Origin of the sequence: Trichocoleus sp. FACHB-90, assembly GCF_014695505.1 — a bacterium.
Classification (GTDB): Bacteria; Cyanobacteriota; Cyanobacteriia; order Cyanobacteriales; family FACHB-T130; genus Funiculus; species Funiculus sociatus.
On sequence record NZ_JACJOK010000058.1, the window covers coordinates 68,864 to 91,413 of the forward strand.

Here is a 22,550-nt window from a genome sequence, read left to right on the forward strand (position 1 = left end):
TTAAAGGTTCTTAACCTCAGGCCCCCCGCAGTACGGCACTGCCAGTTCCCTGAAACATCACCCAAGTCAAGAAAAAGTTAGAAATAAAGATGGCAAGTAAAGCTGTGACAACAGCTGTTGTGGTAGATTGACCAACGCCTTTTGCTCCTCCGGTGGTGGTTAAGCCCCAACTGCAACCGATTGTGGCAATTAGCCCCCCGAAACAAAATGCTTTAATCGCCGCACTACACAAATCCCAGACTTGAAGGAAATTCCGGGCAGAATCTAGAAATACGGTTTCGGAAAGATGGTATAAATTTGTGGCAACCAGCATTCCCCCAGCCATCCCGGTGATGATGGAAAGAACTGTTAAAACTGGCAGCATTAAGCAGCATGCGATCGCGCGGGGAATCACTAGGTAATCTATCGGGTCGGTTTTTAGCATATATAGCGCGTCGATTTGTTCGGTGACGCGCATAGTGCCAATTTCCGCAGCGAAGGCTGATCCAACTCGCCCAGCCAAAACCACCGCAGTCAGTACGGGTGCCAGTTCGCGGGTCAAAGAAAGCGCCAATACGCCTCCCACAGCCCTTCCAGCACCCAGATTAATAAACTCTCTTGCCACCTGAATTGTAAACACCATGCCGACAAAAGCGGCAGTTATTAGCGCAATTAGCAGAGATTCAGGGCCAACTGCTGCCATTTGGTCGAGGGTGTTGCGTCGATGGATTTTCCGAGTCAGTAGGTGAACTATCACCTGTCCACCCAGGAAAATCGCCGCCAGCAACCGCTGACCCCACACCCCTAAGCTGTTCGTTTGCGTAGTCTCGCTCAATGATGCTAATGCTCGGTTCAACCACTGCGTAAAGCATAACTGATGCACCACCTAAAAAAGCGCTTATGCAAAAGTAAAAAGGCAAAAAGCCCTCAATCCCCAGAAATTATGAGATACATTTACGGACTTTAACCAAGATTTTTAAGGTTTATTTAAGATTTCTGACATATCGGTGCAGATTTAGCGATCGCACCTATTGTATATAGAGGTAAACAAGCACTGTTCCCTTAAGGCTTCTCGGTCAGTTCCTTCGCAGTAACGTCCTCATGAGCATTTTGCCTAACTTCTTCCGTTCCCTGATTCTGGCGAGTCTTCTCAGCTTTGCCGCTCCCATAGTCCTTTTTGGCGGGGTGTTGGCAACTTTGTCTCTGCTGAGTTACATTCCTTTAGTCGAAGCGATTGCCCAGTTCACCCAGGCACAGATTTTGCAATTTCTCGCCGTCTTCGGCAATGGCTGTCCTCTAGAGGGCATTTTGACCATCGGCTTCACTTTTAGCATTGTTGGTGCGATGTTCGACACCTACGCCTTCTATCGTTACCAAAATTTACGCGGAAATTAATAATTTAAGTAGTTAAGGCACAAGCCTTGCTGAATACTGGTGGCTGTTGACAAGCGATCGCGCAGGCTAACCATGTCAGCTTAACAATTTGGGATTAGCGGTGAGGATAGCTACATTTTCCTCTTGAAAATCTGCATCGTGCGTTACCAGTTTTAGATTTCTTGCCCTACACATTTCAGCCAAAATTCGGTCATTGAAATCTACTTCCCCCGCCTGATAGTCGCGCAGTATTGTAACTAAATCTACTGATTCAAAATTGCTCTCTATTCGCTGTGACTTTTCCAAGATACGCCTAGATAATTTGGCAATTCTTTCAGCAATTGGTTTAAAATCAGCACTGTTGCGAAAAGCCTTAAATTCTGCTGACTTTGTTGGTGCTGGCAATCTGTTGTAAAAGAATCGAGCAGAGGCGTTAATGAATTCTGAAAGCACAAGCACGTCTATAAAAATAGGAATCTTTGCACTCCGAATTCGCCTCAATGCTAACAAATATTTGTTTTTTATTTGAGGAGATAGCTCACCTTGTCGGCCGTAAATGTACAGCCAGACATTAGCATCAAACAGCAAAGCATCAGTTGTGCTAAATGTGTACGATTCAATGCGGTAAATTTGCTTACTCATAGATAATCATCACCGAAGGTTTCCCGCACAGCATTGATGTATCGCTGCGGATCTTCCAAATACTCCTTTTTCCATTGGATTCCATACCCAATGTCTTCTGCATCATCTGGGTGAATATCAACTATGCTAAGAGATGATTCTATCTGTTCCTCAGAAAAATGTTCGTATAACTGAGTAATTGCAGCATCCAAAGCACCTGGAGTCGTTTCTTCCACACCCTTAAATGAAACGATTGCATTCTTATTTTCCCTAAAAGCAGCTGTAATCAAGTCGTACACTTTCTGCCCATCATCCATTGTCATAAATAGTTCGTCGCCGACAACATCATAGACGCTAATTCTGATGGCGTTTTCCGTATTCAGAGCGGTGGATATTAAGAAGTTCATAATTTGGAGGATGTAACTTTACTTGACATTATTAATGAGGAATTTACCTCTTTTTTATCATCGTAACAACTCTGAGACCAGTTTTATTTTATAAAACTGGTCTCAGAGTTGTTACATTAAATTTTTCGCAACAATCCTAGACGGCCGCAACAGCAGCAGGCTCTAAAGTAGCTACTAATTTAACATTAAACTCCCCTTCAAACACGTCTTTTTTGTAATCTAAACTCCAGAGTTCCAAAGCACAGTCATCTTCTAAATGAGCTGGAAAAAGGTGCAAGTGTAGTTCTTGTTCTGGGCGATATTCGCACTGCAACCGCTCAATAGCACCAATTTGTCTGCGGTCAAGAGCAACTGCTAGTCTCAGCAATGCACTGAGTTGAGTCACCATCTGGCGATGCTTTTTGCTGGGGAGATTTTGATAGTTTTCGTGCTTTTTCTTGGGAGGATTTTTGCGGTGATAGCGGGCGATATTGGCGATGACTTCAATTTCAGCTTCTGTATAGCCTAAAAGGTCGCCGTTGCGAATTAAGTAATACGAGTGTTTGTGGTGAGAAGAATGACTGACATGGTGTCCGCAGTTGTGTAAAATTGCGGCAGCCCAAAGCAGTTCCCTTTCTTCTAGACCCCAACTGTGGAGATGTTCCTTGGTTTGGTCAAACAAACTGAGGGCAAATTCTGCTACTCGCTGAGAGTATTCTAAGTTGACTTGATATTTTTGGGCAATTTTGATGACGCTGCGTTGACGCACTGAACTTTGGTAGCGCAGTTTGTCTTCAATTAAACCGTGGGTAAGCATCCAGTCTACGATGACACCTTCCCTAAGACTTCGTTCGCAAACCGTAAGCGTTTCTTGGCGCAGCAGGGTCATCGCTTCTTGTAAAATTATTGCACCTGCAACAATGATTTCTGAGCGGCGATCGCTCATTCCCGGAATTGCGGCGCGTTCGGCGTTATTCATCTTCCGCAGACGATTAACTAAATCCCGCAGGTATTTGAGACTCAACTGGTAGCCAGTTAGGGGCGTTGGCACCATTCCCATCTGTTCTCGCGCCTGCATTGTTGCTAAAGTCTCTATGGTGCCAGCTGTTCCCACTAAACGCAGTAATTCCCCCGGCTGCAAGTAAGCCTGCAACTCTTCCACGGGTCGTTCTAGCTGTCCCCGCACGTAGGCTTGCAGGTAATAAAATTCGGCATTGCTGATCGGATCGGTGGTGACAAGTTCTCTTGTAAGGCGCACCGCACCAACTTTGGTGCTGCTGAGACTTCGCGCGTCGTGACTATCCCCTAAAATTAACTCAGTGGAACCGCCGCCAATGTCAATAATAATGTGGGGCTGGTTGTTGAATTCCATCCCTGAAAGTACGCCCAGGTAAATTCGTCGGGCTTCCTCTTGACCAGAGATTAGGTTGACAAATAAGCCTAACTCTGATTCTACGTGTTTGAGAAAGTCTCGACCGTTGGGGGCTTCGCGCACAGCGCTAGTTGCAACGGCGATAGTATGTTCGGCGTTCAAACTTTTAGCAACTCCCTGGAAGCGGCGTAAAGCAGCGATCGCGCGATCCATCGCTTCCGGTGTCAGATCGCCTGTCTTTTGATCGCGATCGCCCAGTCGCACCGTATCTTTTTCTCTGGCAATAATACTAAAAGCAGGCAGACTAGGTTGAATTCGCACTACCACCATGTGTAGGGAATTTGTACCTAAGTCAATAGCAGCAAGAATCCGATCTTGATTCATCGTAGGAAAGGGAATATTCACAGAATTATCTTTGGTGGCGATAAATGAATTAACCATCGCAACGTATCTAGGGTTCTAAACCCAGCCGAGACTTGATGAATAAGCATATTCTATAGGGGATAAAGACACGATTAATCGCATATATCTATAGGAATTATTAGCAAATTGATGATTCTTTGTAGAATTTATACGGGGTTTGGCAAAGTCAGCTTTAAAATCCCTATTAGGGATTGAAACTTAAGGATTAAAAATTTCATAGATCATGCTGACCCAACAAGAACCCCAATCTGAACCAATATGGCTAACTATCATCCGGCTTTTGAGGTGGGATAAGCCGGAAGGACGATTAATTTTGATGATTCCCGCCCTTTGGGCTGTATTTTTGGCAGCAGGGGGAACACCACCGTTACCGTTGGTTGGCGTGGTGGTATTGGGTACTCTTGCGACAAGCGCTGCTGGATGCGTTATTAACGATTTGTGGGATCGGGATATCGATCCGCAAGTGGAAAGAACGCGATCGCGTCCCCTCGCTTCTCGTGCTTTGTCAGTAACAACTGGTATCGTCGTCGCCTTGATAGCGATGAGTTGCGCTGCTGTTCTCGCCTTTTACCTCAACCCGCTAACTTTCTGGCTGTGCGTCGCCGCAGTTCCGGTTATCGTATGTTACCCCTTAGCCAAGCGCGTCTTCCCGGTGCCACAGCTGGTACTTTCTATCGCCTGGGGTTTTGGCGTTCTGATCAGTTGGACTGCTGTAACTGCCAAGCTAGAAGAACCCACCTGGATTTTATGGGGGGCGACGGTACTTTGGACACTGGGATTTGACACAGTTTACGCCATGAGCGACAAGGAAGACGATCGCAAAATTGGCATTAACTCCAGCGCTTTGTTCTTTGGTAAATACGCCGCCGAAGCTGTGGGCGTTTTCTTTGTTGGCACCGCAATCTTACTAGAATGGCTAGGGATCGAGATGCAACTACATCTGAGTTTCTGGTTAGCCTTGGCTGTTGCTACTTTAGCCTGGATTTGGCAATATGCCCGAATTAGCCAAAAAGATGTCCCCACACCTGTTTACGGGGAAACTTTCCGCCAAAATGTTTGGATTGGCTTCATTGTACTCGCCGGGATGATTGCCGGATCTCTGTAGTTTTGAGTTTGTAGGGGCGACCACAAGGGTCGCCCTGAGTTATAAATTGGATGAGTGCGATCGGGCAAGTTTGGGTTAATTGTGCCAAGCTTTGTAGAAATCTGGATAAGTCAGATTTTGGCTACAATGCCAAATGATGCGATCGCAAGCTTCAAAGCGATAAAAACAGTTTTTGAAAACTTGTTCGCTTAGATAATCCTTTAAGGCTGTAACGACTTGCATTAATTGGCTGGTTTGGGAAATTCTCTTGAAGCTGTCAGCTAGACGCCGGAGGGATTCTTCATCTTCATTCTCATCCTGAACCGTTTGAATGAACTGGATGAGGGTCGCAACTGCCGTTTCATCGCTTGCATGAATTTCCCCTAAACTACAAGCTGCTAGCCTACGCCAATCAGCTTGCTCAGAAGTTTGAACGAGTTTAACTAAGGTAGCGATCGCTATTTTATTACCTGGGTCAATTCGCCCTAAGCTTTCAGCCGCAGCCCAGATCTTAGATTCATTCTGAGTGGTCTGGATTAAATGAATTAAGGCAGCGATCGCATCTTCATTTCCTGCACCAATTCGTCCTAAGTAATCAATAGCTTTCCAAAGCCAAGAATCAGGCTGATTTTGAATTAGATGAACCAAGGCATTAATCGCGAGTTGATGACTGGGGTCAATACTTTCCAAGCTATCAACTGCTCGCAGAGGAGGGTAATCCTTTGGAGAGGTTTGAACTAATTCAAATAGAGCATCGAGCGCGAGTTGATGGCGATTGCCAGTTCGTACTAGACTGTCAGCTGCTCTCCAACAGATAGTTTCATTCTCAGTAGTTTCAAGTATCTGGGATAGAGTAGCGATCGCATCTGCATTACCTGGATCGATCTTCAATAAATTGGCGGCGGCACTACAACGGATCGCTACATCCTGAGTAGTTTGAAGTATCTGGGATAGAGTAGCAATGGCAGTTTGATTACCAATGGCAATTTTTCCCAAAGCCTCAACCACTTCCCAATAGGTGTAAAACTGACTTGAGGAAATGCTGTCTGGACAAGACTGCGTTTTCTGCATCAGCTGGAGCAAAGCAGCGATCGCGGTTTCATTGCCTGCGCCTATTTTCCCTAAATTCCTCGCTGCATACGTATGAATGAATTCATCATAATGGCGATTCTGTTCTTTAGGAATAAACCGATCTTCTGCGATCTGCGTCAGATGGATCAAGGCAGCGATCGCCATTTCATTACCTGCACCAACTTCCCCTATCCCCTCAGCCGCATCTCGAAGTATCTGTACTTGGGCTGGAGTAGTTTGAGTCAGTTTAACTAGAGCCGGGATTAAGATGGGATTGCCTGGATCGATTTCGCTCAAGTTAAGAATGACCTTCAAGAGCGTCGATTCATTCTGTGTCACCTGCATCAGCAGCACTAAAGCAGCGATCGCAGTTTTATTTCCCGGATCGAGTCTCTCCAATCGAACAGCCGCGTGTCGGAGAGTAAGCCGACTCTCAGTCGTATGCAATAGCTGGACAAAGGCAGCAATTACCCGTTCTCTGTCCGTCGTTTCCAGTGTTTTTCTTGCTGTTTCAGCCAGCCGAGCGGGAAATTTTTTCCAGTCTTGTTTTTTTTGGTTGAAATAGACATAGCTCCATTTGAGCAACTGTCCGACAATCGCATCCCCCAAGCTACACTCCTTGAAGTGAGCGATCGCCTCTGCTGCTAGGAAATAGGCACGGGTATTATAAAAATCTCCGCATCCGTCGTCAAAATCTACCAGAGCCTTGATAAACTCTTCTTTTTGATCCCTTGCCATATCCTCTCGCCCAAACCAGTGCAGAATCTCTGCTTTCCACTGCGGCTCAAAGATGCGGTAAGTGCCTTCTTCTAGATTGTGAGAGTGGTGAAAGAAATAGCGCCAATCATGCATTGCCTCCTACCCACCAAAGATGTGGGACGAAAGAATTTAAGAGCTGCTACATCACTTTGCTATGAAGTTTGTTTGATATAGCCTAGTGTTGCAATAGTAACTTAAATTTTCACTTTGCGGGTTAGGCACTGCCTCTTACCGACGATATTAAAGCTAATGGCGAAAAGCTAATCTGTATGAGAAAAATCATCATTGGCGTTATGGGGCCAGGTGCCAACGCCACCGAAACCGACTTACAAAATGCCTACAAACTAGGCGAACTCATCGCCCAAGCGGGATGGATATTGTTGACTGGCGGTAGAAATGCGGGTGTGATGGATGCAGCGAGTAAGGGCGCAAAAGCTGCCAATGGTTTAACGATTGGAATTCTTCCTACTAACGATACCAGCGCTGTTTCTGATGCCGTAGATATTGCGATTGTCACCGATATGGGAAATGCGAGAAATAATATTAATGTCCTCTCCTCTAATGTTGTGATTGCCTGTGGCATGGGTGCGGGAACGGCTTCGGAAATTGCCCTGGCTTTGAAAAACCATAAAAAAGTAATTTTGTTAACCAATCATTCAGAAAGTAAAGTCTTTTTCCAAAGCTTGTCTGAAGACTCTATTTTGATTGCCAATACTCCAGCAGCGGCAATCGAAATTGTTAAAGAAGTTTTGAGCCACTATTAATTATCCCTTTGGATAGATGCAATCGGGAGAAATTACTGGATGGCACCTTCTGAATTGGCAAAAAGCGTTGATTTTGGCTGTCTCTTGACTTTTAAGGTACAATCCAGTGGTTAAGTTTTATATCGCTAGCGATCGCAACCTGGATCTGGCGAGACTTATAGCTTTAAGAAGAAAAAACCTTCTCCATTGGTTTTAAGCTAGAAAGCAGTTAGCAGAGGATTGAACACAATGGCATTTGAATTACCCCCTTTACCTTACGATCAAGACGCTTTAGAGTCGTCTGGTATGTCGGCGCGGACACTTGAGTTCCATTACGGCAAGCATCACGCTGCTTACGTGAACACTCTCAACAACCTGGTTAAGGACACGGAACTAGCCGACAAGTCGCTTGAAGAAATCATCAAGGCAACCTACAAAGCTTCAGACAAAGCTGCTATATTCAACAACGCTGCTCAGGTGTGGAATCATACCTTCTATTGGAATGGCATCAAACCGAATGGAGGCGGCAATCCTAGTGGCGAACTAGCGGAAAAGATTAACGCCAGCTTCGGTAGCCTCGATAAATTCAAAGAAGAGTTCAAAACCGCCGGAGGCACCCAATTCGGTAGCGGCTGGGCTTGGCTGATCAAGGATGGCGACACCCTGAAAGTAGCCAAATCTCCGAATGCGGAAAACCCAATTGCCTACGGACAAACTCCCTTACTGACGATGGATGTTTGGGAACACGCCTACTATCTGGATTACCAGAATAGCCGTCCAAACTTCATGCAGAACTTTGTTGACCACTTGATCAACTGGGACTTTGTTGCCCAAAATTTATCGGCTGCTGCTTAAATAACTGCTGATGTTTAAGCTACGTCAAATTTAATCATCTTGAAAACAGTCACCTTTTAAGTAGTGGCTGTTTTTTTATGATTATCTGTATTTGGTTGCCTGTATCTTTAAAGAAAGTAAAATAACCACCAGCTAAATCATGGATAGTAAAGAACTAGCGCAATACCTCGAAGCAACAGATAGCATCTCCAAGCCTTGGCTATTAGTGCAATTGCGCCTAAAGAAACTCCAAGAACGTCGCCCGACGATTTCCCCAGAGGAATATGCTAAAGAATTAGCAGATATTTATCAGGATTTAATGAATCTGGGTGAGTGGTGGCGGGGAAGGGAAGATGAGGTATTTGGTTGAAAAAAGCTTATCGCATGGCTATCGTCCGATGGGAATAGGCTTGGCGACCAGCGCTGGTGAAGTCTAAGGCGAAACAAAGGCGTAGCGATCGCTCCTTTTATCTCCACACGGCTTTCACCTACCGTCAGATAGTTTCTGGCTCTTATATCGCACGATAGTATAAAGCCATCATTGATGGAATAGTCATCCCTTTGTGTCCCTTAAGATTATGCCGAAATCAAAAAAAACTACACAAGAAATTAATCTCAACGATCCACAATATTATTTCAGCCGGGAACTCAGCTGGTTAGAGTTTAACAATCGGGTGTTGAATGAAGCCATCGACCCCCGGACACCCCTATTAGAACGCCTAAAATTTATAGCCATTTTCTGTTCTAACCTGGATGAATACTTCATGGTGCGCGTTGCGGCGCTGAAGCAACAGGAAGAAGCGAAAGTAAGCAAACTGCCCCCCGATGGTCGGACACCAACTGAACAGTTAGAACTGATTAGCATTAAGACCCGCTCCCCAGTAGCACTACAGCATCAACACTTTGAACAAGTATTGCGGCCCTTGATGGCGGCAGAGGGCATTCATCTTCTAGACTACGTGGATTTGAACCAGGAACAGCGAATTTACCTGCAAAAGTATTTTGAGGAGCAAATCTTCCCAGTTCTGACTCCGCTAGCTGTTGACCCCAGCCATCCCTTCCCCTATATTTCCAACCTTAGCCTCAATCTCGCCGTAGTGGTGAAAGACCCGGACACTGGGGAAGAATTGTTTGCCAGAGTCAAAGTCCCGAACACCTTACCCAGGTTTGTACCCTTGCCAAAAGAAGCTGGAGTTGGCAGTCGGTCATCTATCATCGAAAATCAGCGACACATTTGGACTGGCATACCCTTAGAACAGGTAATCGCCCATAATTTAGAATCTCTGTTTCCGGGGATGAATATTCAGGAATATCACCCATTCCGCATCACCCGCAATGCAGATATCGACGTGGAAGAAGACGAAGCCGATGACCTGCTACTGGCGATTGAACAGGAACTGCGGAAACGCCGGGTTGGGGGTGATGTGGTGCGGATGGAAATTTTAGCTTCCATGCCTGAAGCAGTGCGAGGAATGCTGATTCGGGAAATGGGACTATCAGAAAAAGATGTCTACGAGGTGGAAGGAGTGCTGGGACAGGCAGATTTGATGTCGTTTATGGCATTGCCAATCCCGGAACTCAAAGATCCTGCGTGGACTCCAGTTGTACCGCCACGCCTGCGACGCCTCAATGAAGAGGGTTCGGATGAGAAAGAAGATTTTTTTTCTGTAATTCGTAATGCAGATTTGATGGTTCACCATCCTTATTACTCGTTTGGAGGGACGGTGCAGCGATTCATTACCCAGGCGGCACACGATCCGAACGTGTTGGCGATTAAAATGACGCTGTATCGCACTACTGGCGACTCGCCGATTCTTCAGGCGCTGATTACAGCAGCGGAAAAGGGAAAACAAGTAGCCGTGCTGGTGGAACTGAAAGCCCGTTTTGATGAAGAGAATAATATCAACTGGGCGCGGAAGTTAGAACAAGCTGGAGTCCATGTAGTCTATGGTTTGGTGGGTTTGAAGACTCACACGAAAGTAGTGCTGGTAGTGCGCCGCGAGGAAGACCGGATTCACCGCTACGTCCATATTGGTACGGGGAACTATAACGCGAAAACGGCGCGAATTTACACAGATTTGGGGCTGTTAAGCTGCCGCGAAGACTTGGGGGCGGATTTGACAGATTTGTTTAATTACTTGACTGGTTACTCACGACAGCGTTCTTATCGGAAGCTGTTGGTGTCGCCAGTGAACTGTCGCGATCGCTTTGTCGCCTTGATCCGCCGCGAGATGGAACACTGTAGGGATGGTAAAAGCGGTCGCATTGTCGCCAAAATGAACTCCCTCACAGACCCCCAAATTATTGCCACCCTGTATCAAGCAAGCATCGCTGGAGTGCAAATCGATCTGATTGTGCGGGGAATTTGTTGTCTGCGTCCCGGACTGGAAGGGGTGAGTGAAAACATCCGGGTGGTTAGCGTTGTTGGGCGCTTTTTAGAACATTCCCGGATTTATTACTTTCACAATCACGGTAAACCAGAAGTGTATATTGGCAGCGCTGACTGGATGTCTCGGAACCTAGATCGACGAGTGGAAGCGATCGCTCCCATAGAAGATCCAGACATCTCCAACGACCTGCAAGAAATACTCGGCATCATGCTGGCAGACAACCGTCAAGCCTGGGATTTACAACCTGATGGCAAATACGTCCAACGTCACCCCGACGGCAAGGAAAAAGAGCAAAGCGCCCAGAAAATCTTAATGGAAATGGCACTGCAAATTTAGATTGGGGACTGGGGACTGGGGGCTAGGGAATGGGGAATGGGTATAGGGAAAAGTTAAGTGACTGGGGACTAAGGACGAGGTATTGGGTATAGGAACAAGTTATCAAACCAAGAGTAACTAATTCATAACTCATAACTCTCCCAATCCCCAATCCCCAATCCCCAATCCCCAATCCCCAATCCCCCCCTTGCAAACTTCCCCACACAGTCCGACACTGGTCTTGGAAGTTCATTGGCAGTCGGGAGGCTTAAAGCGTGAAAAAAGTATTAGCTATTATTCTCGGTGGCGGCGCAGGCACCCGTCTTTACCCGTTAACTAAGATGCGGGCTAAACCAGCTGTACCGCTGGCAGGAAAATATCGCTTGATCGATATCCCGGTCAGTAATTGCATAAATTCAGAAATTTTCAAAATTTACGTCCTAACTCAATTCAACTCAGCTTCACTCAATCGGCATATCACCCGCGCCTATAGCTTTTCTGGGTTCACAGAGGGATTTGTTGAGGTGCTAGCCGCCCAGCAAACTCCGGAAAACCCCAACTGGTTCCAAGGCACCGCCGATGCTGTCCGCCAATATCTCTGGCTGTTGGACGAGTGGGACGTTGATGAATACCTGATTTTGTCGGGAGATCATCTCTACCGGATGGACTATCGCCAGTTCGTGCAACGCCACCGTGATACCAATGCCGATATTACCCTCTCCGTTGTGCCGATGGATGAGCGTCGCGCATCGGATTTTGGCTTGATGAAAATTGATGATACCGGGCGGGTGGTTGACTTCAGCGAAAAGCCGAAAGGCGATGCGTTGCGGAGTATGGAAGTCGATACGACTACCCTGGGTTTAGATCCAGAACAAGCAAAGAAAAATCCCTTTATTGCCTCAATGGGGATTTATGTCTTTAAAAAAGAGGTGTTGATGCAGCTACTGCAAACTAACCTCGATAGAACCGATTTTGGTAAGGAAATCATCCCAGCTTCGGCGAACGATTTCAACGTTCAAGCTTACTTGTTTGATGATTACTGGGAAGATATTGGAACCATAGAGGCGTTTTATGACGCTAATTTGACTCTGACCCGGCAACCACAGCCTCCTTTCAGCTTTTATGATGAAAACGCCCCGATTTATACTCGCGCTCGTTATTTGCCCCCCAGTAAGCTGCTAGATTGCCAGATAACAGAATCGATTATTGGGGAAGGCTGCATCCTGAAAGAATGCCGGATCCAGCATTCGGTATTGGGAGTGCGATCGCGTATAGAATCCGGTTGTCTGATCGAAGACACTCTGGTAATGGGTGCAGACTACTATCAACCCTTCGCTGAACGACACTCTAACTCTCAAGATGGGAAGGTTCCCCTGGGTATCGGTGCAGGAACAACAATTCGCCGCGCCATTATTGACAAAAACGCTCACATTGGTTGCAATGTCCAAATTGTCAATAAAGACCGCGTGGAAGAATCCAACCGTGAAGACGAAGGTTTCTACATCCGCAGCGGTATTGTTGTAGTGCTGAAAAATGCCGTAATTGCCGATGGAACGGTGATTTAGGTATTAGGAGTTATGAGTTTTGAATTAATAGCTTCGGGTGCATCTGAATGAGAGCAAAAATATCAGGGGATGTTCCTAATCGCAACCGCACAAACAAAGTCCACCTTCGCAGACTTATATATACCCTGCTCCCGGCAGGCTTTGTTTGTGGAGCATCGATTCTAGTCTGAGGGCAATTAATTTGTTAAATTCTGATGCTCCCATAACTCCTCATTCTTCACTCTTAACTCCTAAATATTCAGCACTTTTTTTACTAATTGGACTTCCCGGTAGTGGCAAATCGTCTTTAGCAAAACAACTGGTTGCAGAATGTGAACAGCGGCGACTGATTTCCACAGATGGGATTCGAGAGCAACTATTTGGAGATGAAGCCGTACAGGGTGAGTGGCATTTTATATGGCATGAACTACAGCGGCAATTAATCCAAGCCCTTCGGGAGAGACATCAGGCGATTTACGATGCTACAAATGCGGCTAGGAAACATCGTCGGGAAGCGATCGCTATTTCCCGTAACATTGGTTTTACCCACATCACAGGGATATGGTTGGATACGCCACTAGAGGAGTGTCTAGAGAGGAATAGAAGGCGCGAGCGTCAAGTTCCAGAAGAAGTCATACTGAGTATGTACCAACAACTAAAAGACGCACCACCAGCCCTGAATGATGGATTGGATCGTCTGAGCCGGTACTCTGTGACAAGTACGGAAATTGCGATCGCATCCATGAGAAAGAACCGAACTTAAACCCATTGACTCCTTTGATAGCCTAGCTCTGAGGGATCTAAATAAAAAAACTTAAACTAAATATTAAAGCAGAGGAGATAGGCTGATGGCTGCAACCGACTTCAAAGACTATTACGCCATCCTGGGAGTAAACAAAACCGCCAGTTCAGACGAACTTAAAAAAGCCTACCGCCGACTGGCACGAAAATACCACCCCGACATGAACCCAGGTAACAAAGAGGCTGAAGCACGCTTCAAAGAAGTCAGCGAAGCCTACGAAGTGTTATCTGACCCAGAAAAACGCCAAAAGTACGACCAATTTGGGCAATACTGGAGACAAGTCGGAGAAGGATCGCCATTCAGCGGCGGCGGCGGCGGCGCTGGAACTAACGTTGACTTTGAAGGCTTTGACTTTAGCCAGTACGCGAATTTTGATGAATTCGTCAACGATCTTCTCGGCGGTTTAGGCGGTGCTAGTGCGAGAACTGGTGGACGCAGCACCGGACGGCGGACAAGCTATCGCACATCCACTGGAACTGGATATACAGACTTTGGCGGTTTTGCCGAACAGCCTTCTGGAGTAAGCGCCGATAGAGAAGCCAGCATCAAACTGGGTTTATCCGAAGCATTTCACGGCGTTCAGAAGCGTCTGTCTTTAGGAAATGAAACTATTGAAGTGCGAATTCCTCCCGGCGCTAAAAACGGCAGCCGCATTCGCGTCAAAGGCAAAGGCTCTGTCAGTGCCTACACCCAACAGCGGGGCGACTTGTATTTAATAGTAGAACTTCTGCCGCACTCTTTCTTCCAATTTGAGGGCGATAATCTAGTCTGCGAAGTGCCTGTAACGCCAGATGAAGCCGTCCTGGGGGCGCAAATAGAGGTTCCGACACCAGATGGCACCGTCAACGTCAACGTTCCCCCTGGAGTCCGTTCCGGTCAATCTCTGCGACTGCGCGGCAAAGGTTGGCGCAACCCTAAAGGCGATCGCGGCGACCAGTTAGTGAAAATTCAGCTGGTAACGCCGAGAGACATTACCCCAACTGAACGCGAATACTATGAAAAAATCCGCGCCAGTCGCACCTTCAACCCCCGCAGCAACTTAGCGCAGGTGAAGCTGTAGGCGTAGACCTAACCCCCAGCCCCTTCCCTTGAAGGGAAGGGGAGCAAACTGGAAGTCCCTCTCCCGTAAAAAAAATCTTCCTTTTCCCTCTCCTCTTAGGAGAGGGTTAGGGAGAGGTGGAGAGGGGTTGGGGAGAGGTTTACCTGAATCTACAATCGGCTGACTGCATCTAACAGCGTCTCCACAGAGGCATTATGGTCGAGGAAGGAAAACAAATGCCTGTAGCGCAAAATTCCATTTTTGTCAATAACGAACTGTCCAGGCAAAGGCGCACCCAAAGCCTGACCCGTACAGTAAGCCCGGAATGTGCGACAACTGGGGTCACTCAGCAACGGCATCTTTAGACCCAAGTCTTTAACAACAATTTTGCTCTGTTGCTCATCGGTACTGGTAATCATCAACACCTCTGCCCCCCGACTGGTGAACTGCTCGTAGTTTTCATTCAGCGCTTTGATGTGCGGGAAGCAGAACGGGCAATATTGCTTTTCGGTGAAGATGCGGGTAAGTGCCACGATAACAGGCTGTCCCCTGTAATCGGATAACTTGACTTTCCCGCCGTTGGTGATGTCCGGTAATTCAAAGTTTGGCGTAGTTTCTCCCAGATTCAGACTATTTGTTGCTGGAATCGGAAAGAAATTCTGGAAAAAGCGTTGATTCAGCAGTCCGCTAAAGTCGGTAGAAGTCAGCATTTTAATACCATTTTGCTCTTATTGTTGTAATTTTAATATTGCTTTACTTCTTTGTGAGCAGGTTTGAGGAAGAAGCGATCGCGCTTTCATCCCCAACAAAAATCGCATCCTTGAATTGGAGATGCGATTAACCTTCAAACTGGCGGATTGCTACTTCTTCTTATTAGAAGTACCTGAATTTTGTTGCAACATCACTGGGCGCAAGACCCAAAGCACGATCGCGATGCTAAGAATAATCGCAGTTGGGCTATTGCTCTGTAATAACGGAGTTGGATCGATTGGTAAAGTCGTTGAGCTTGGTTGGCTGGTGTACATTATGGGTTGTAATTGAGACATTGAGTTATTTGTCCTTAAAAACTCTACAACCCAATATTCTGAAAATGCTTACTGAGGTCGAATCTGAGTGATACCTGAATTGATAGCTGAGTTCATAACTGACTTGGACTCAGTGTGTAGGTTGCTACAATCTAGGTAAATTTTTTGGGATGAACCATGCCACGAACTGTCAAAATTCACCCAGACCGCAAGCAAAAAGTCATATCGGCTCTTGAGCGTAATGGTTTTCTAACCCAGGGAGACTTAGCAGCGCATCTAGAAATAGCTCTATCCACAGTCAGTAACTTTATCAACAGCAAGCCCATTTATATCTCCAAGTTTGAAGAAATTTGTGACGCCTTGGGGTTAGATAAACGAGAAATTACTCAGCCACTTGGTCAAGGTGGCGATACAGTCGTCTTTGAGCAGTTTGCTCCCCCAGAAGGTTTTTTTGCCTATGATAATGCCTGGGTAGGTCGAAAGGAGCTAGTTAGCACATTGAGCGAGAAGGTGCGTGGTTCATGTCGCCTCCTGCTCATCCTGGGACTCACGGGAATAGGTAAAACTGCTATAGCTGAAAAATTAGCAGTTGAACTGCAAGACTGGTTCCAAGGAGACTGGAAGAATAGGTTCAAGAGAGCAAATTTTGACAATGAGGTGAAGTCCACAGACTTTGCTTTTGCTAGTGTCGCTGCTAGATGGCTAGAGGAGTGGGGAGAGAAAGTTCCACCAGAGGATAAAAAGCCAGAGCGATTGTTGGACAGGTTAGTGAAACACCTACGAGATAATCGGGTGCTAGTGCTAGTTGATTCTTTGGAGACATTACTGACACGAGATAAAGAAAATCGCTGGGGTGATTTTGTCGATAACTGCTGGGAAAAATTCTTTAACAGCATATTGTCAGCAGAATCTTGCCAAAGCAGATTAATCATCACTTCACAAGATTTACCTGTTAAGTTAAAAAATATAGCTTCCCGTTACCCCAATTTTTGGCATCGCCAAATCTTATATGGACTAGAGGAATCGGAGCAGTTAGCATTGTTTGAAACTACAGGTTTAGATGTGAGCCAAGACTCACCGGATAAACCTCTGCTGATGCGAATGGGAAAAGCGTACAAAGGTCATCCTCTAGTGTTGAGAGTGATTATCGGAGAAGTTGTAAATGAGCCTTTTTATGGAAATGTACAAGCGTACTGGAATGATGAACGAGAAAAGACACGCGAGAAAATAGAAGAAGTAGAAAAAGCTTTAGCGGAAGTAGAGCAAGGAAAGATTCTGGGAGAAAAAGATGAATGGGAGCTACACAAACTTACTAGAGAAGTGCGAGACCAAGTGAACGAAAGACGCTTAGAAGCTGCATTTGAACGACTACAGAAGCAAGTTAAGGATGCTTATATTTTGATTTGTGCGGCTTCGGTGTATCGCGCTCCAGTGCAAGCAGAAGGATGGTTAATGCAGTTGCTCAACTTGGTGAAGCGTTTAGAAAATCAGCAGTGTAGCCAAGAACGCCAAGAGAGAGCATTAGAGGAATTATGTAACCGCTTTCTGGCTGAGGAATCAGTTAACCACAACAATAAGCGCGTTTTGGGACAACACAATTTAGTTCGCAGTGTGGCCCTGGAACACAATAAAAAGTTATTGCAAAGCCTAAAAAATGAGGTGAAGTCAGCATGACAACTACCACTCAACCCAAGCTTAATTTTGAACAATACTTGAACTATGATGACGGTACAGATAATCACTATGAATTGGTGGGTGGGCAACTAAAACTAATGAATCCGCCGACATTGCTACATATTAGAATTGCCAAGTTTCTAGAACGCCAGTTTGATAGTGAAATAGAACGGCTTGGCTATACATGGGAGGCATTTAGGGAAGTTGGACAACAAACTGAGGAAGATAGCGCACGACTGCCTGATGTGTTAGTTGTACCGCTAGAATTGGCAGAAACTCTAATGAATCAGTCAGCAGTGTTGCGAGTTCCTAGCTTGTTAGTTGTGGAAATAGTTAGTCCTAGTTCAAAAGCAGATGACTACAAAGAAAAATTAGAAGAGTATCAAAAATTAGGCATTCCTGAATACTGGATTGTCAATCCAGAATCTAAGCGAGATAAGCGCGTCACAGTCCACCAGTTGCAAAACCAGGTTTACCAGAAACAAGAATTTAGGGGTAGTCAACGAATTATATCTGCAACCTTTCCGGAGTTGAATCTAACTGCTGAGCAAGTTTTGAGAGCAAAGCTTTAGGTAGATGATAATACACAGCAATCTATACCCGATCATCAAAAACTCAAAATCTCAGCCGTCTCATGTAGATTATGACTGATTCAGCCGTCTCAACTACACCGGGACAATTGCTGTATGCCAAGCTGAATATCAATTTAGAGGAAGTTCCTATTGACCAACTTGCCAATTACACAGCAGTAGAATACTACCTTACAGTTGAGGACGAGCCACCGCCGGATGCTACTAATTTAGAGAAAGTGCGCGGCTACCTGGAAGCGTTTCATCATCTCTGCGAAGTAGAAGCTTGGGAAGAAGCTGGCAAAATCATTTTTACTCAACTTAATACTCCTAACAATGATGAATTACGCAATCAACTATACATTTGGGGCTACTATCACGAACAGGCTGACTTATCCAACAGGATTTTAGGCAAGTTAAGCCCCACATTAACCTCTACTATTTTGAGCGATCTTGGCAGCATACACGATATTCTAGGCAACTTTGTTAAGTCTATTGATTTTTATCAGCAGAGTTTAGCAGTTGCAAAAGAAATTCCAGCTCCTTGGAGAGAAGGGCGAGTTTTAAACGATTTAGGACTTACCTACAGTGACATGGGAGATAATTGCAGCGCGATTGATTGCTGTCAGCAGAGTTTAGCGATCGCACAAAAGATTCACGATTACCTGGGAGAAATGAATGCTCTGGGTAGCCTGGGAATGATTTACTTTCGCTTAAAATATTATGACAAAGCAACTAATTACCAAGAGCAAAGTTTTAGCATTGCACGAGCAATAAAAGATCCGCATGGACAGCATACGGCTATTGCAAATTTAGCACCTATCTACTGTTCTTTAGGAGACTATAGCAGAGGTATTTATTACTATGAGCAGTGCTTAGTAATTGTGCAAAAATTTCAATATCGCATGATCGAGGGGGGTATTATCGGAAATATAGGTTTTACCTATGCTAACCTGGGAGACTATGACAAAGCGCTTGAGTATATGCAGCAGAGTTTAACCATTGCGCGGGAACTCCAAGACTGTCGTGGCGAGGTGTGGTCTTGGTTAAATTTAGGACTCATCTATGGTTATCAGGGCAAGTATGCCAAAGCAATTGATTGCTACCAACAAAGTTTAGGGATTTCTAGGGAACTCCAAAATTACCAGCAGGAAGGAAATTTACTGGGCAATCTAGGTTCTACCCTAATGCAACTTAAACACTATTCAGAAGCTTTGAAATATTTGCAGGCAGCACTAAAAATTTTTACTAAAATCCAAGATGCTTCAGGAGAGTCGAAGGCTCTAGGAAATTTGGGAAGTGTTTACTATTCTCTAAGAAACTATAACAAAGCAATCGATTGCTATCAGAAAAGTTTGACCATCACACGGAAAATGCAAGACCACCGAGGGGAAGCTCAACTTTTATTCAGTCTAGTCAATGCTTACTGTGCATTAGGAGAGTATGACAAAGCGATCGCGTACAATCAACAACACCTAGACATCGTGAAAGCAACGTTACAGCAGTTACAGTAATTAAGTAAAACCCCAGCACACTTTATCTAAGCTGTGCTGGGGTTTTACTTAATTAATTCAAGACTCAATTAGTCTTGAAATTGACTCGCTATCTGGAAATTAAACAGCGGCAAAGTAAGTCTTGGACTTAACGGGGTCGGGAACCATCGTCTTGTCGCCTTCTTGCCAACCAGCGGGACACACTTCATCGGGGTGTGACTGCACGTACTGGAACGCCTTGAGGGTACGCAGGGTTTCATCGACGTTGCGACCAACTGCGAGGTTATTGATAGTCGTGTGTTGGATAATTCCTTCTTTGTCAATGATGAATAAACCGCGCAGTGCTACTCCAGCTTCAGGATCGAGGACGTTGTAAGCAGCGCTGATGGTTTTCTTGATGTCAGAAACTAGAGGATAGTTCAGGTCGCCCACACCGCCTTGTTTGCGATCGCTTTGTATCCAGGCTAGGTGGGAGAATTCACTGTCAACCGATATGCCGAGGACTTCAGTGTTGAGGTTCTGAAATTCTTCATAGCGATCGCTAAAAGCGATGATCTCCGTGGGGCAAACAAATGTAAAGTCTAAGGGATAGAAGAATAAGACTACATATTTGCCACGATAGTCAGACAGTTTAATCGTCTTAAATTCTTGATCTGCCACAGCGGTTGCAGTAAAGTCAGGGGCAGCTTGTCCAACCCGAAGGCACCCTTCTGCGTGGTGAGTCATGAATCGATTCTCCTTGAATTATTTTGCTACTAAATGAGCTGGTTCAGGGGTAATCTAGTTTGGGTCTACCCTGGACGCAACGATTGTTTATTTACGATCTGTTACGAATATATCATACTCATAACGAGTTTGAGTAGGAATGGATAATTTGGATACGAGAGAGTGGCTGCTTACCAACGGGTTAGGGAGTTTTGCCAGCGGTACGGTCTGTGATGCCCGGACTCGAACTTATCACGGTTGGTTGATTGCTGCCCTCGATCCGCCGAGTCAGCGGACTTTATTACTATCTCACCTGGATGCCAGTTTGGAAGTAGCAGGGCAGATTTTTGCACTTTCAACAAATTTCTGGACGAATGGCAAAGTTGACCCTTTGGGGTATCAGTTGCTGCGTTCTTTTGAGATTGAGCCAGTTCCCACCTGGGTTTGGAGTCAAAGCAACTGGCAGCTAGTCAGGCAGCTGGTGATGCCCAATGGAAGGATAAAGGAGGAAGAATCTGGCAACCGGATTTTGATTCAGTATCGCTATGAAGGCGACACTGCGGCGACGCTGAGGCTGCGACCTGTAATAGGTGATCGCAATTTTCACCACCAGCAATCGGCCGCATCCGAATTACGCTTTTCCCAATTGGTGGCGCAACAGCAAATCTGCTTGCAAGCCATGCGTCCAGATTGGACTGGGACACCCTGGCATCTGCGCTGGAGTGCGGGAGACTATAAACAGGAAGGGGTTTGGTACTGGCATTATTACTATCCAGAGGAGAAGCAGCGCGGTTTAGCCGACACGGAAGACCTCTATAGCCCCGGATACTTGACGGTGACGCTGCAACCGGGAGACGCGATTGCCCTAGAAGCAAAAGTCGGATTGCCCCACCCCGACCAACCAGACCTCAGTCCGCTAGACTTTCAGCAAGCGGTGCAGACACAGGAACAACGATTGTATCAGTGGCCAAGTTGTCAAGTTGAAACGTTATTAGAATCTTCCAACCTACCAACCCCAACCGACAACAGACAATCTCCAATTTTTCAGCAACTTTTACGAGCCGGCGACCAGTTTATCGTTTACCGTGCATCTATTGCTGGCCCTACGGTGATTGCTGGCTACCACTGGTTTAATGACTGGGGACGCGATACGCTGATTGCTCTACCCGGATTAGCTTTAGCAACTGGGCGCTACGCTGTGGCGAAGGGACTGCTGGAAACTTTTGGGCGCTCTTGTCGCAATGGTTTGATTCCGAATGCGTTTCCGGATGCTGGGGCGCAGCCATTTTACAACAGCATTGATGCTGCGCTTTGGTGGATTGAAACCCTAGGACTTTACCTGGAAGCGACGCAGGATTGGGAATTCTTAGCGCAACAGTATCCCGTGGTGCGGCAGATATACAAAGGTTTCATGGCTGGCACCGATTACAATATCCGCATTGATGCGGCGGATGGGCTAGTGACTTGGGATTTTCCGGGCGTGGCGCTTACGTGGATGGATGCGGTGATTGATGGTCAGCCGGTAACGCCTCGTTGTGGCAAACCTGTAGAAATAAATGCTCTGTGGTACTCTGCTTTGTGCTGGGCTAGCCGTTGGGCGCAACAGCTGTTAAGCGAACCGGGTGCTAATAGCAGGTGGCTGAGTAATCAGCGCGATCGCTATACCCGACAGGCGCAACAGGTGAAAGCATCGCTGCAAAAATTCTGGAATCCAGGGCGGGGATACTTCTACGATAGGATTGCGCCGGATGATGTGCCTGACCCCAAGATTCGCCCAAATGCGGTTTTAGCTCTCTCCCTTTATCATTGCGGGTTTCCTGCCGCTCAAGGACGTTCTGTGTTAAAAGTAGCCTCCCGTAGGCTTTTAACACCCTATGGTCTTCGCAGCCTCGAAAGGGACGATCCGGAATATGTGGGTACTTATGCTGGCAATTCCCACTATCGCGATCGCGCTTATCATCAAGGCACAGTCTGGAGTTGGCTGATTGGCCCCTATATCCGAGCTTGGAGCCGTTTCTACGATTCCGAACCCGTTCCCTTTGATTGCCAACCGATGCTGGAACACTTCCAGCAACAAGCTTGTTTGGGTTCAATTTCCGAAATTTTTGATGGCGATCCGCCCTATGCAGCTCAGGGTGCGATCGCCCAAGCTTGGTCAGTTGCCGAACTCATTCGCCACTATCACGACTTAGGCAGGCACGGGAAAGGGGAATAATTCAGCTTTCATCCTTCCGTCTTTAGTAATGGCTCAGGTTGGATTTGAACCAACGACCGAGGGCTTATGAGTCCCTAGCTCTGCCACTGAGCTACTGAGCCGTGCTTTTCTACACCTTTGCAAGTATAGCATA

Annotated in this window: 22 protein-coding genes and 1 tRNA gene; 13 read left to right on the forward strand and 10 right to left on the reverse strand. The window is 46.2% G+C overall.

What is annotated here, in order from left to right; translation table 11 throughout:
• Window positions 1-16: 16 nt before the first annotated feature.
• Window positions 17-814, reverse strand: coding sequence for an MlaE family lipid ABC transporter permease subunit (locus H6F74_RS17100; RefSeq protein ID WP_190420514.1), 798 nt, complete (start codon window positions 812-814; stop codon window positions 17-19).
• A 266-nt stretch (window positions 815-1,080) separates the two neighbouring features.
• On the opposite strand from H6F74_RS17100, the gene H6F74_RS17105 reads away from it, so the two are divergent.
• Window positions 1,081-1,374: a hypothetical protein gene (locus tag H6F74_RS17105; protein ID WP_190443189.1), complete on the forward strand. Its 294-nt coding sequence runs from the start codon at window positions 1,081-1,083 to the stop codon at window positions 1,372-1,374.
• Between the two features lie 75 nt (window positions 1,375-1,449).
• Here the strand turns inward: H6F74_RS17105 and H6F74_RS17110 are convergent, their stop codons facing one another.
• The 3 genes from H6F74_RS17110 to H6F74_RS17120 all read right to left on the reverse strand — a co-directional run bounded on the left by H6F74_RS17110 (window position 1,450) and on the right by H6F74_RS17120 (window position 4,173).
• Complete coding sequence (locus tag H6F74_RS17110) at window positions 1,450-1,995, reverse strand: PIN domain-containing protein (RefSeq protein ID WP_190443191.1); 546 nt, start codon at window positions 1,993-1,995, stop codon at window positions 1,450-1,452.
• Window positions 1,992-2,381: an STAS-like domain-containing protein gene (locus H6F74_RS17115; RefSeq protein ID WP_190443193.1), complete on the reverse strand. Its 390-nt coding sequence runs from the start codon at window positions 2,379-2,381 to the stop codon at window positions 1,992-1,994. The genes H6F74_RS17110 and H6F74_RS17115 overlap by 4 nt, the downstream gene beginning before the upstream one ends.
• A 136-nt stretch (window positions 2,382-2,517) precedes the next feature.
• Window positions 2,518-4,173, reverse strand: a complete 1,656-nt coding sequence (locus tag H6F74_RS17120; protein ID WP_190443195.1) for a Ppx/GppA phosphatase family protein — start codon at window positions 4,171-4,173, stop codon at window positions 2,518-2,520.
• A 205-nt stretch (window positions 4,174-4,378) separates the two neighbouring features.
• On the opposite strand from H6F74_RS17120, the gene H6F74_RS17125 reads away from it, so the two are divergent.
• Window positions 4,379-5,260 (forward strand): 4-hydroxybenzoate solanesyltransferase, encoded by an 882-nt coding sequence (locus tag H6F74_RS17125; protein ID WP_277875810.1) that lies wholly within the window; start codon window positions 4,379-4,381, stop codon window positions 5,258-5,260.
• Between the two features lie 75 nt (window positions 5,261-5,335).
• Here H6F74_RS17125 and H6F74_RS17130 read toward each other — a convergent pair whose 3' ends face one another.
• Window positions 5,336-7,162, reverse strand: coding sequence for a HEAT repeat domain-containing protein (locus tag H6F74_RS17130; protein ID WP_190443196.1), 1,827 nt, complete (start codon window positions 7,160-7,162; stop codon window positions 5,336-5,338).
• A 176-nt stretch (window positions 7,163-7,338) separates the two neighbouring features.
• Between H6F74_RS17130 and H6F74_RS17135 the strand changes: the two genes are divergently transcribed.
• From H6F74_RS17135 to ppk1, 4 genes are all read left to right on the forward strand, one after another.
• Window positions 7,339-7,833, forward strand: a complete 495-nt coding sequence (locus H6F74_RS17135; protein WP_190443198.1) for a TIGR00725 family protein — start codon at window positions 7,339-7,341, stop codon at window positions 7,831-7,833.
• A 228-nt stretch (window positions 7,834-8,061) separates the two neighbouring features.
• Entirely contained in the window at window positions 8,062-8,667 is a 606-nt protein-coding gene (locus H6F74_RS17140) for a superoxide dismutase (RefSeq protein ID WP_190443200.1), read from the forward strand.
• Between the two features lie 139 nt (window positions 8,668-8,806).
• Window positions 8,807-9,016, forward strand: coding sequence for a hypothetical protein (locus H6F74_RS17145; RefSeq protein ID WP_190443202.1), 210 nt, complete (start codon window positions 8,807-8,809; stop codon window positions 9,014-9,016).
• 208 nt (window positions 9,017-9,224) lie between these two features.
• Window positions 9,225-11,372 carry a polyphosphate kinase 1 gene (gene ppk1 / locus H6F74_RS17150; protein WP_190443204.1) on the forward strand — a complete coding sequence of 716 codons (2,148 nt, stop codon included), beginning with the start codon at window positions 9,225-9,227 and terminating at the stop codon, window positions 11,370-11,372.
• A gap of 22 nt (window positions 11,373-11,394) precedes the next feature.
• Here ppk1 and H6F74_RS17155 read toward each other — a convergent pair whose 3' ends face one another.
• Entirely contained in the window at window positions 11,395-11,604 is a 210-nt protein-coding gene (locus H6F74_RS17155; protein WP_190443206.1) for a hypothetical protein, read from the reverse strand.
• Window positions 11,605-11,626: 22 nt separating this feature from the next.
• Between H6F74_RS17155 and H6F74_RS17160 the strand changes: the two genes are divergently transcribed.
• The 3 genes from H6F74_RS17160 (at window position 11,627) to H6F74_RS17170 (ending at window position 14,757) form a co-directional block, all read left to right on the forward strand.
• Window positions 11,627-12,916, forward strand: coding sequence for a glucose-1-phosphate adenylyltransferase (locus H6F74_RS17160; protein WP_190443208.1), 1,290 nt, complete (start codon window positions 11,627-11,629; stop codon window positions 12,914-12,916).
• A gap of 181 nt (window positions 12,917-13,097) precedes the next feature.
• Entirely contained in the window at window positions 13,098-13,658 is a 561-nt protein-coding gene (locus H6F74_RS17165) for an AAA family ATPase (RefSeq protein ID WP_199301323.1), read from the forward strand.
• Window positions 13,659-13,743: 85 nt separating this feature from the next.
• Complete coding sequence (locus H6F74_RS17170; RefSeq protein WP_190443210.1) at window positions 13,744-14,757, forward strand: J domain-containing protein; 1,014 nt, start codon at window positions 13,744-13,746, stop codon at window positions 14,755-14,757.
• 149 nt (window positions 14,758-14,906) lie between these two features.
• Here H6F74_RS17170 and H6F74_RS17175 read toward each other — a convergent pair whose 3' ends face one another.
• Together H6F74_RS17175 and H6F74_RS17180 are read right to left on the reverse strand one after the other, a co-directional pair.
• Window positions 14,907-15,446 (reverse strand): redoxin domain-containing protein, encoded by a 540-nt coding sequence (locus H6F74_RS17175; RefSeq protein ID WP_190443212.1) that lies wholly within the window; start codon window positions 15,444-15,446, stop codon window positions 14,907-14,909.
• Between the two features lie 150 nt (window positions 15,447-15,596).
• Complete coding sequence (locus tag H6F74_RS17180) at window positions 15,597-15,782, reverse strand: hypothetical protein (protein WP_190443214.1); 186 nt, start codon at window positions 15,780-15,782, stop codon at window positions 15,597-15,599.
• A gap of 156 nt (window positions 15,783-15,938) precedes the next feature.
• On the opposite strand from H6F74_RS17180, the gene H6F74_RS17185 reads away from it, so the two are divergent.
• The 3 genes from H6F74_RS17185 to H6F74_RS17195 all read left to right on the forward strand — a co-directional run bounded on the left by H6F74_RS17185 (window position 15,939) and on the right by H6F74_RS17195 (window position 19,518).
• The gene (locus tag H6F74_RS17185; RefSeq protein WP_190443215.1) at window positions 15,939-17,435 is read left to right on the forward strand and encodes a helix-turn-helix transcriptional regulator; all 1,497 of its coding nucleotides are present in this window, start codon (window positions 15,939-15,941) and stop codon (window positions 17,433-17,435) included.
• Window positions 17,432-18,007, forward strand: a complete 576-nt coding sequence (locus tag H6F74_RS17190; protein WP_190443217.1) for a Uma2 family endonuclease — start codon at window positions 17,432-17,434, stop codon at window positions 18,005-18,007. The genes H6F74_RS17185 and H6F74_RS17190 overlap by 4 nt, the downstream gene beginning before the upstream one ends.
• A gap of 71 nt (window positions 18,008-18,078) precedes the next feature.
• Window positions 18,079-19,518, forward strand: a complete 1,440-nt coding sequence (locus tag H6F74_RS17195) for a tetratricopeptide repeat protein (RefSeq protein ID WP_190443219.1) — start codon at window positions 18,079-18,081, stop codon at window positions 19,516-19,518.
• Between the two features lie 99 nt (window positions 19,519-19,617).
• On the opposite strand, the gene H6F74_RS17200 is transcribed toward H6F74_RS17195, so the two are convergent.
• The gene (locus H6F74_RS17200) at window positions 19,618-20,223 is read right to left on the reverse strand and encodes a peroxiredoxin (protein ID WP_190443221.1); all 606 of its coding nucleotides are present in this window, start codon (window positions 20,221-20,223) and stop codon (window positions 19,618-19,620) included.
• A gap of 139 nt (window positions 20,224-20,362) precedes the next feature.
• Here H6F74_RS17200 and H6F74_RS17205 point away from each other — a divergent pair, with 139 nt between their 5' ends.
• Complete coding sequence (locus H6F74_RS17205; RefSeq protein WP_190443229.1) at window positions 20,363-22,417, forward strand: amylo-alpha-1,6-glucosidase; 2,055 nt, start codon at window positions 20,363-20,365, stop codon at window positions 22,415-22,417.
• 29 nt (window positions 22,418-22,446) lie between these two features.
• On the opposite strand, the gene H6F74_RS17210 is transcribed toward H6F74_RS17205, so the two are convergent.
• Window positions 22,447-22,518: transfer RNA gene (locus tag H6F74_RS17210), tRNA-Met, on the reverse strand.
• Window positions 22,519-22,550 lie beyond the last annotated feature (32 nt).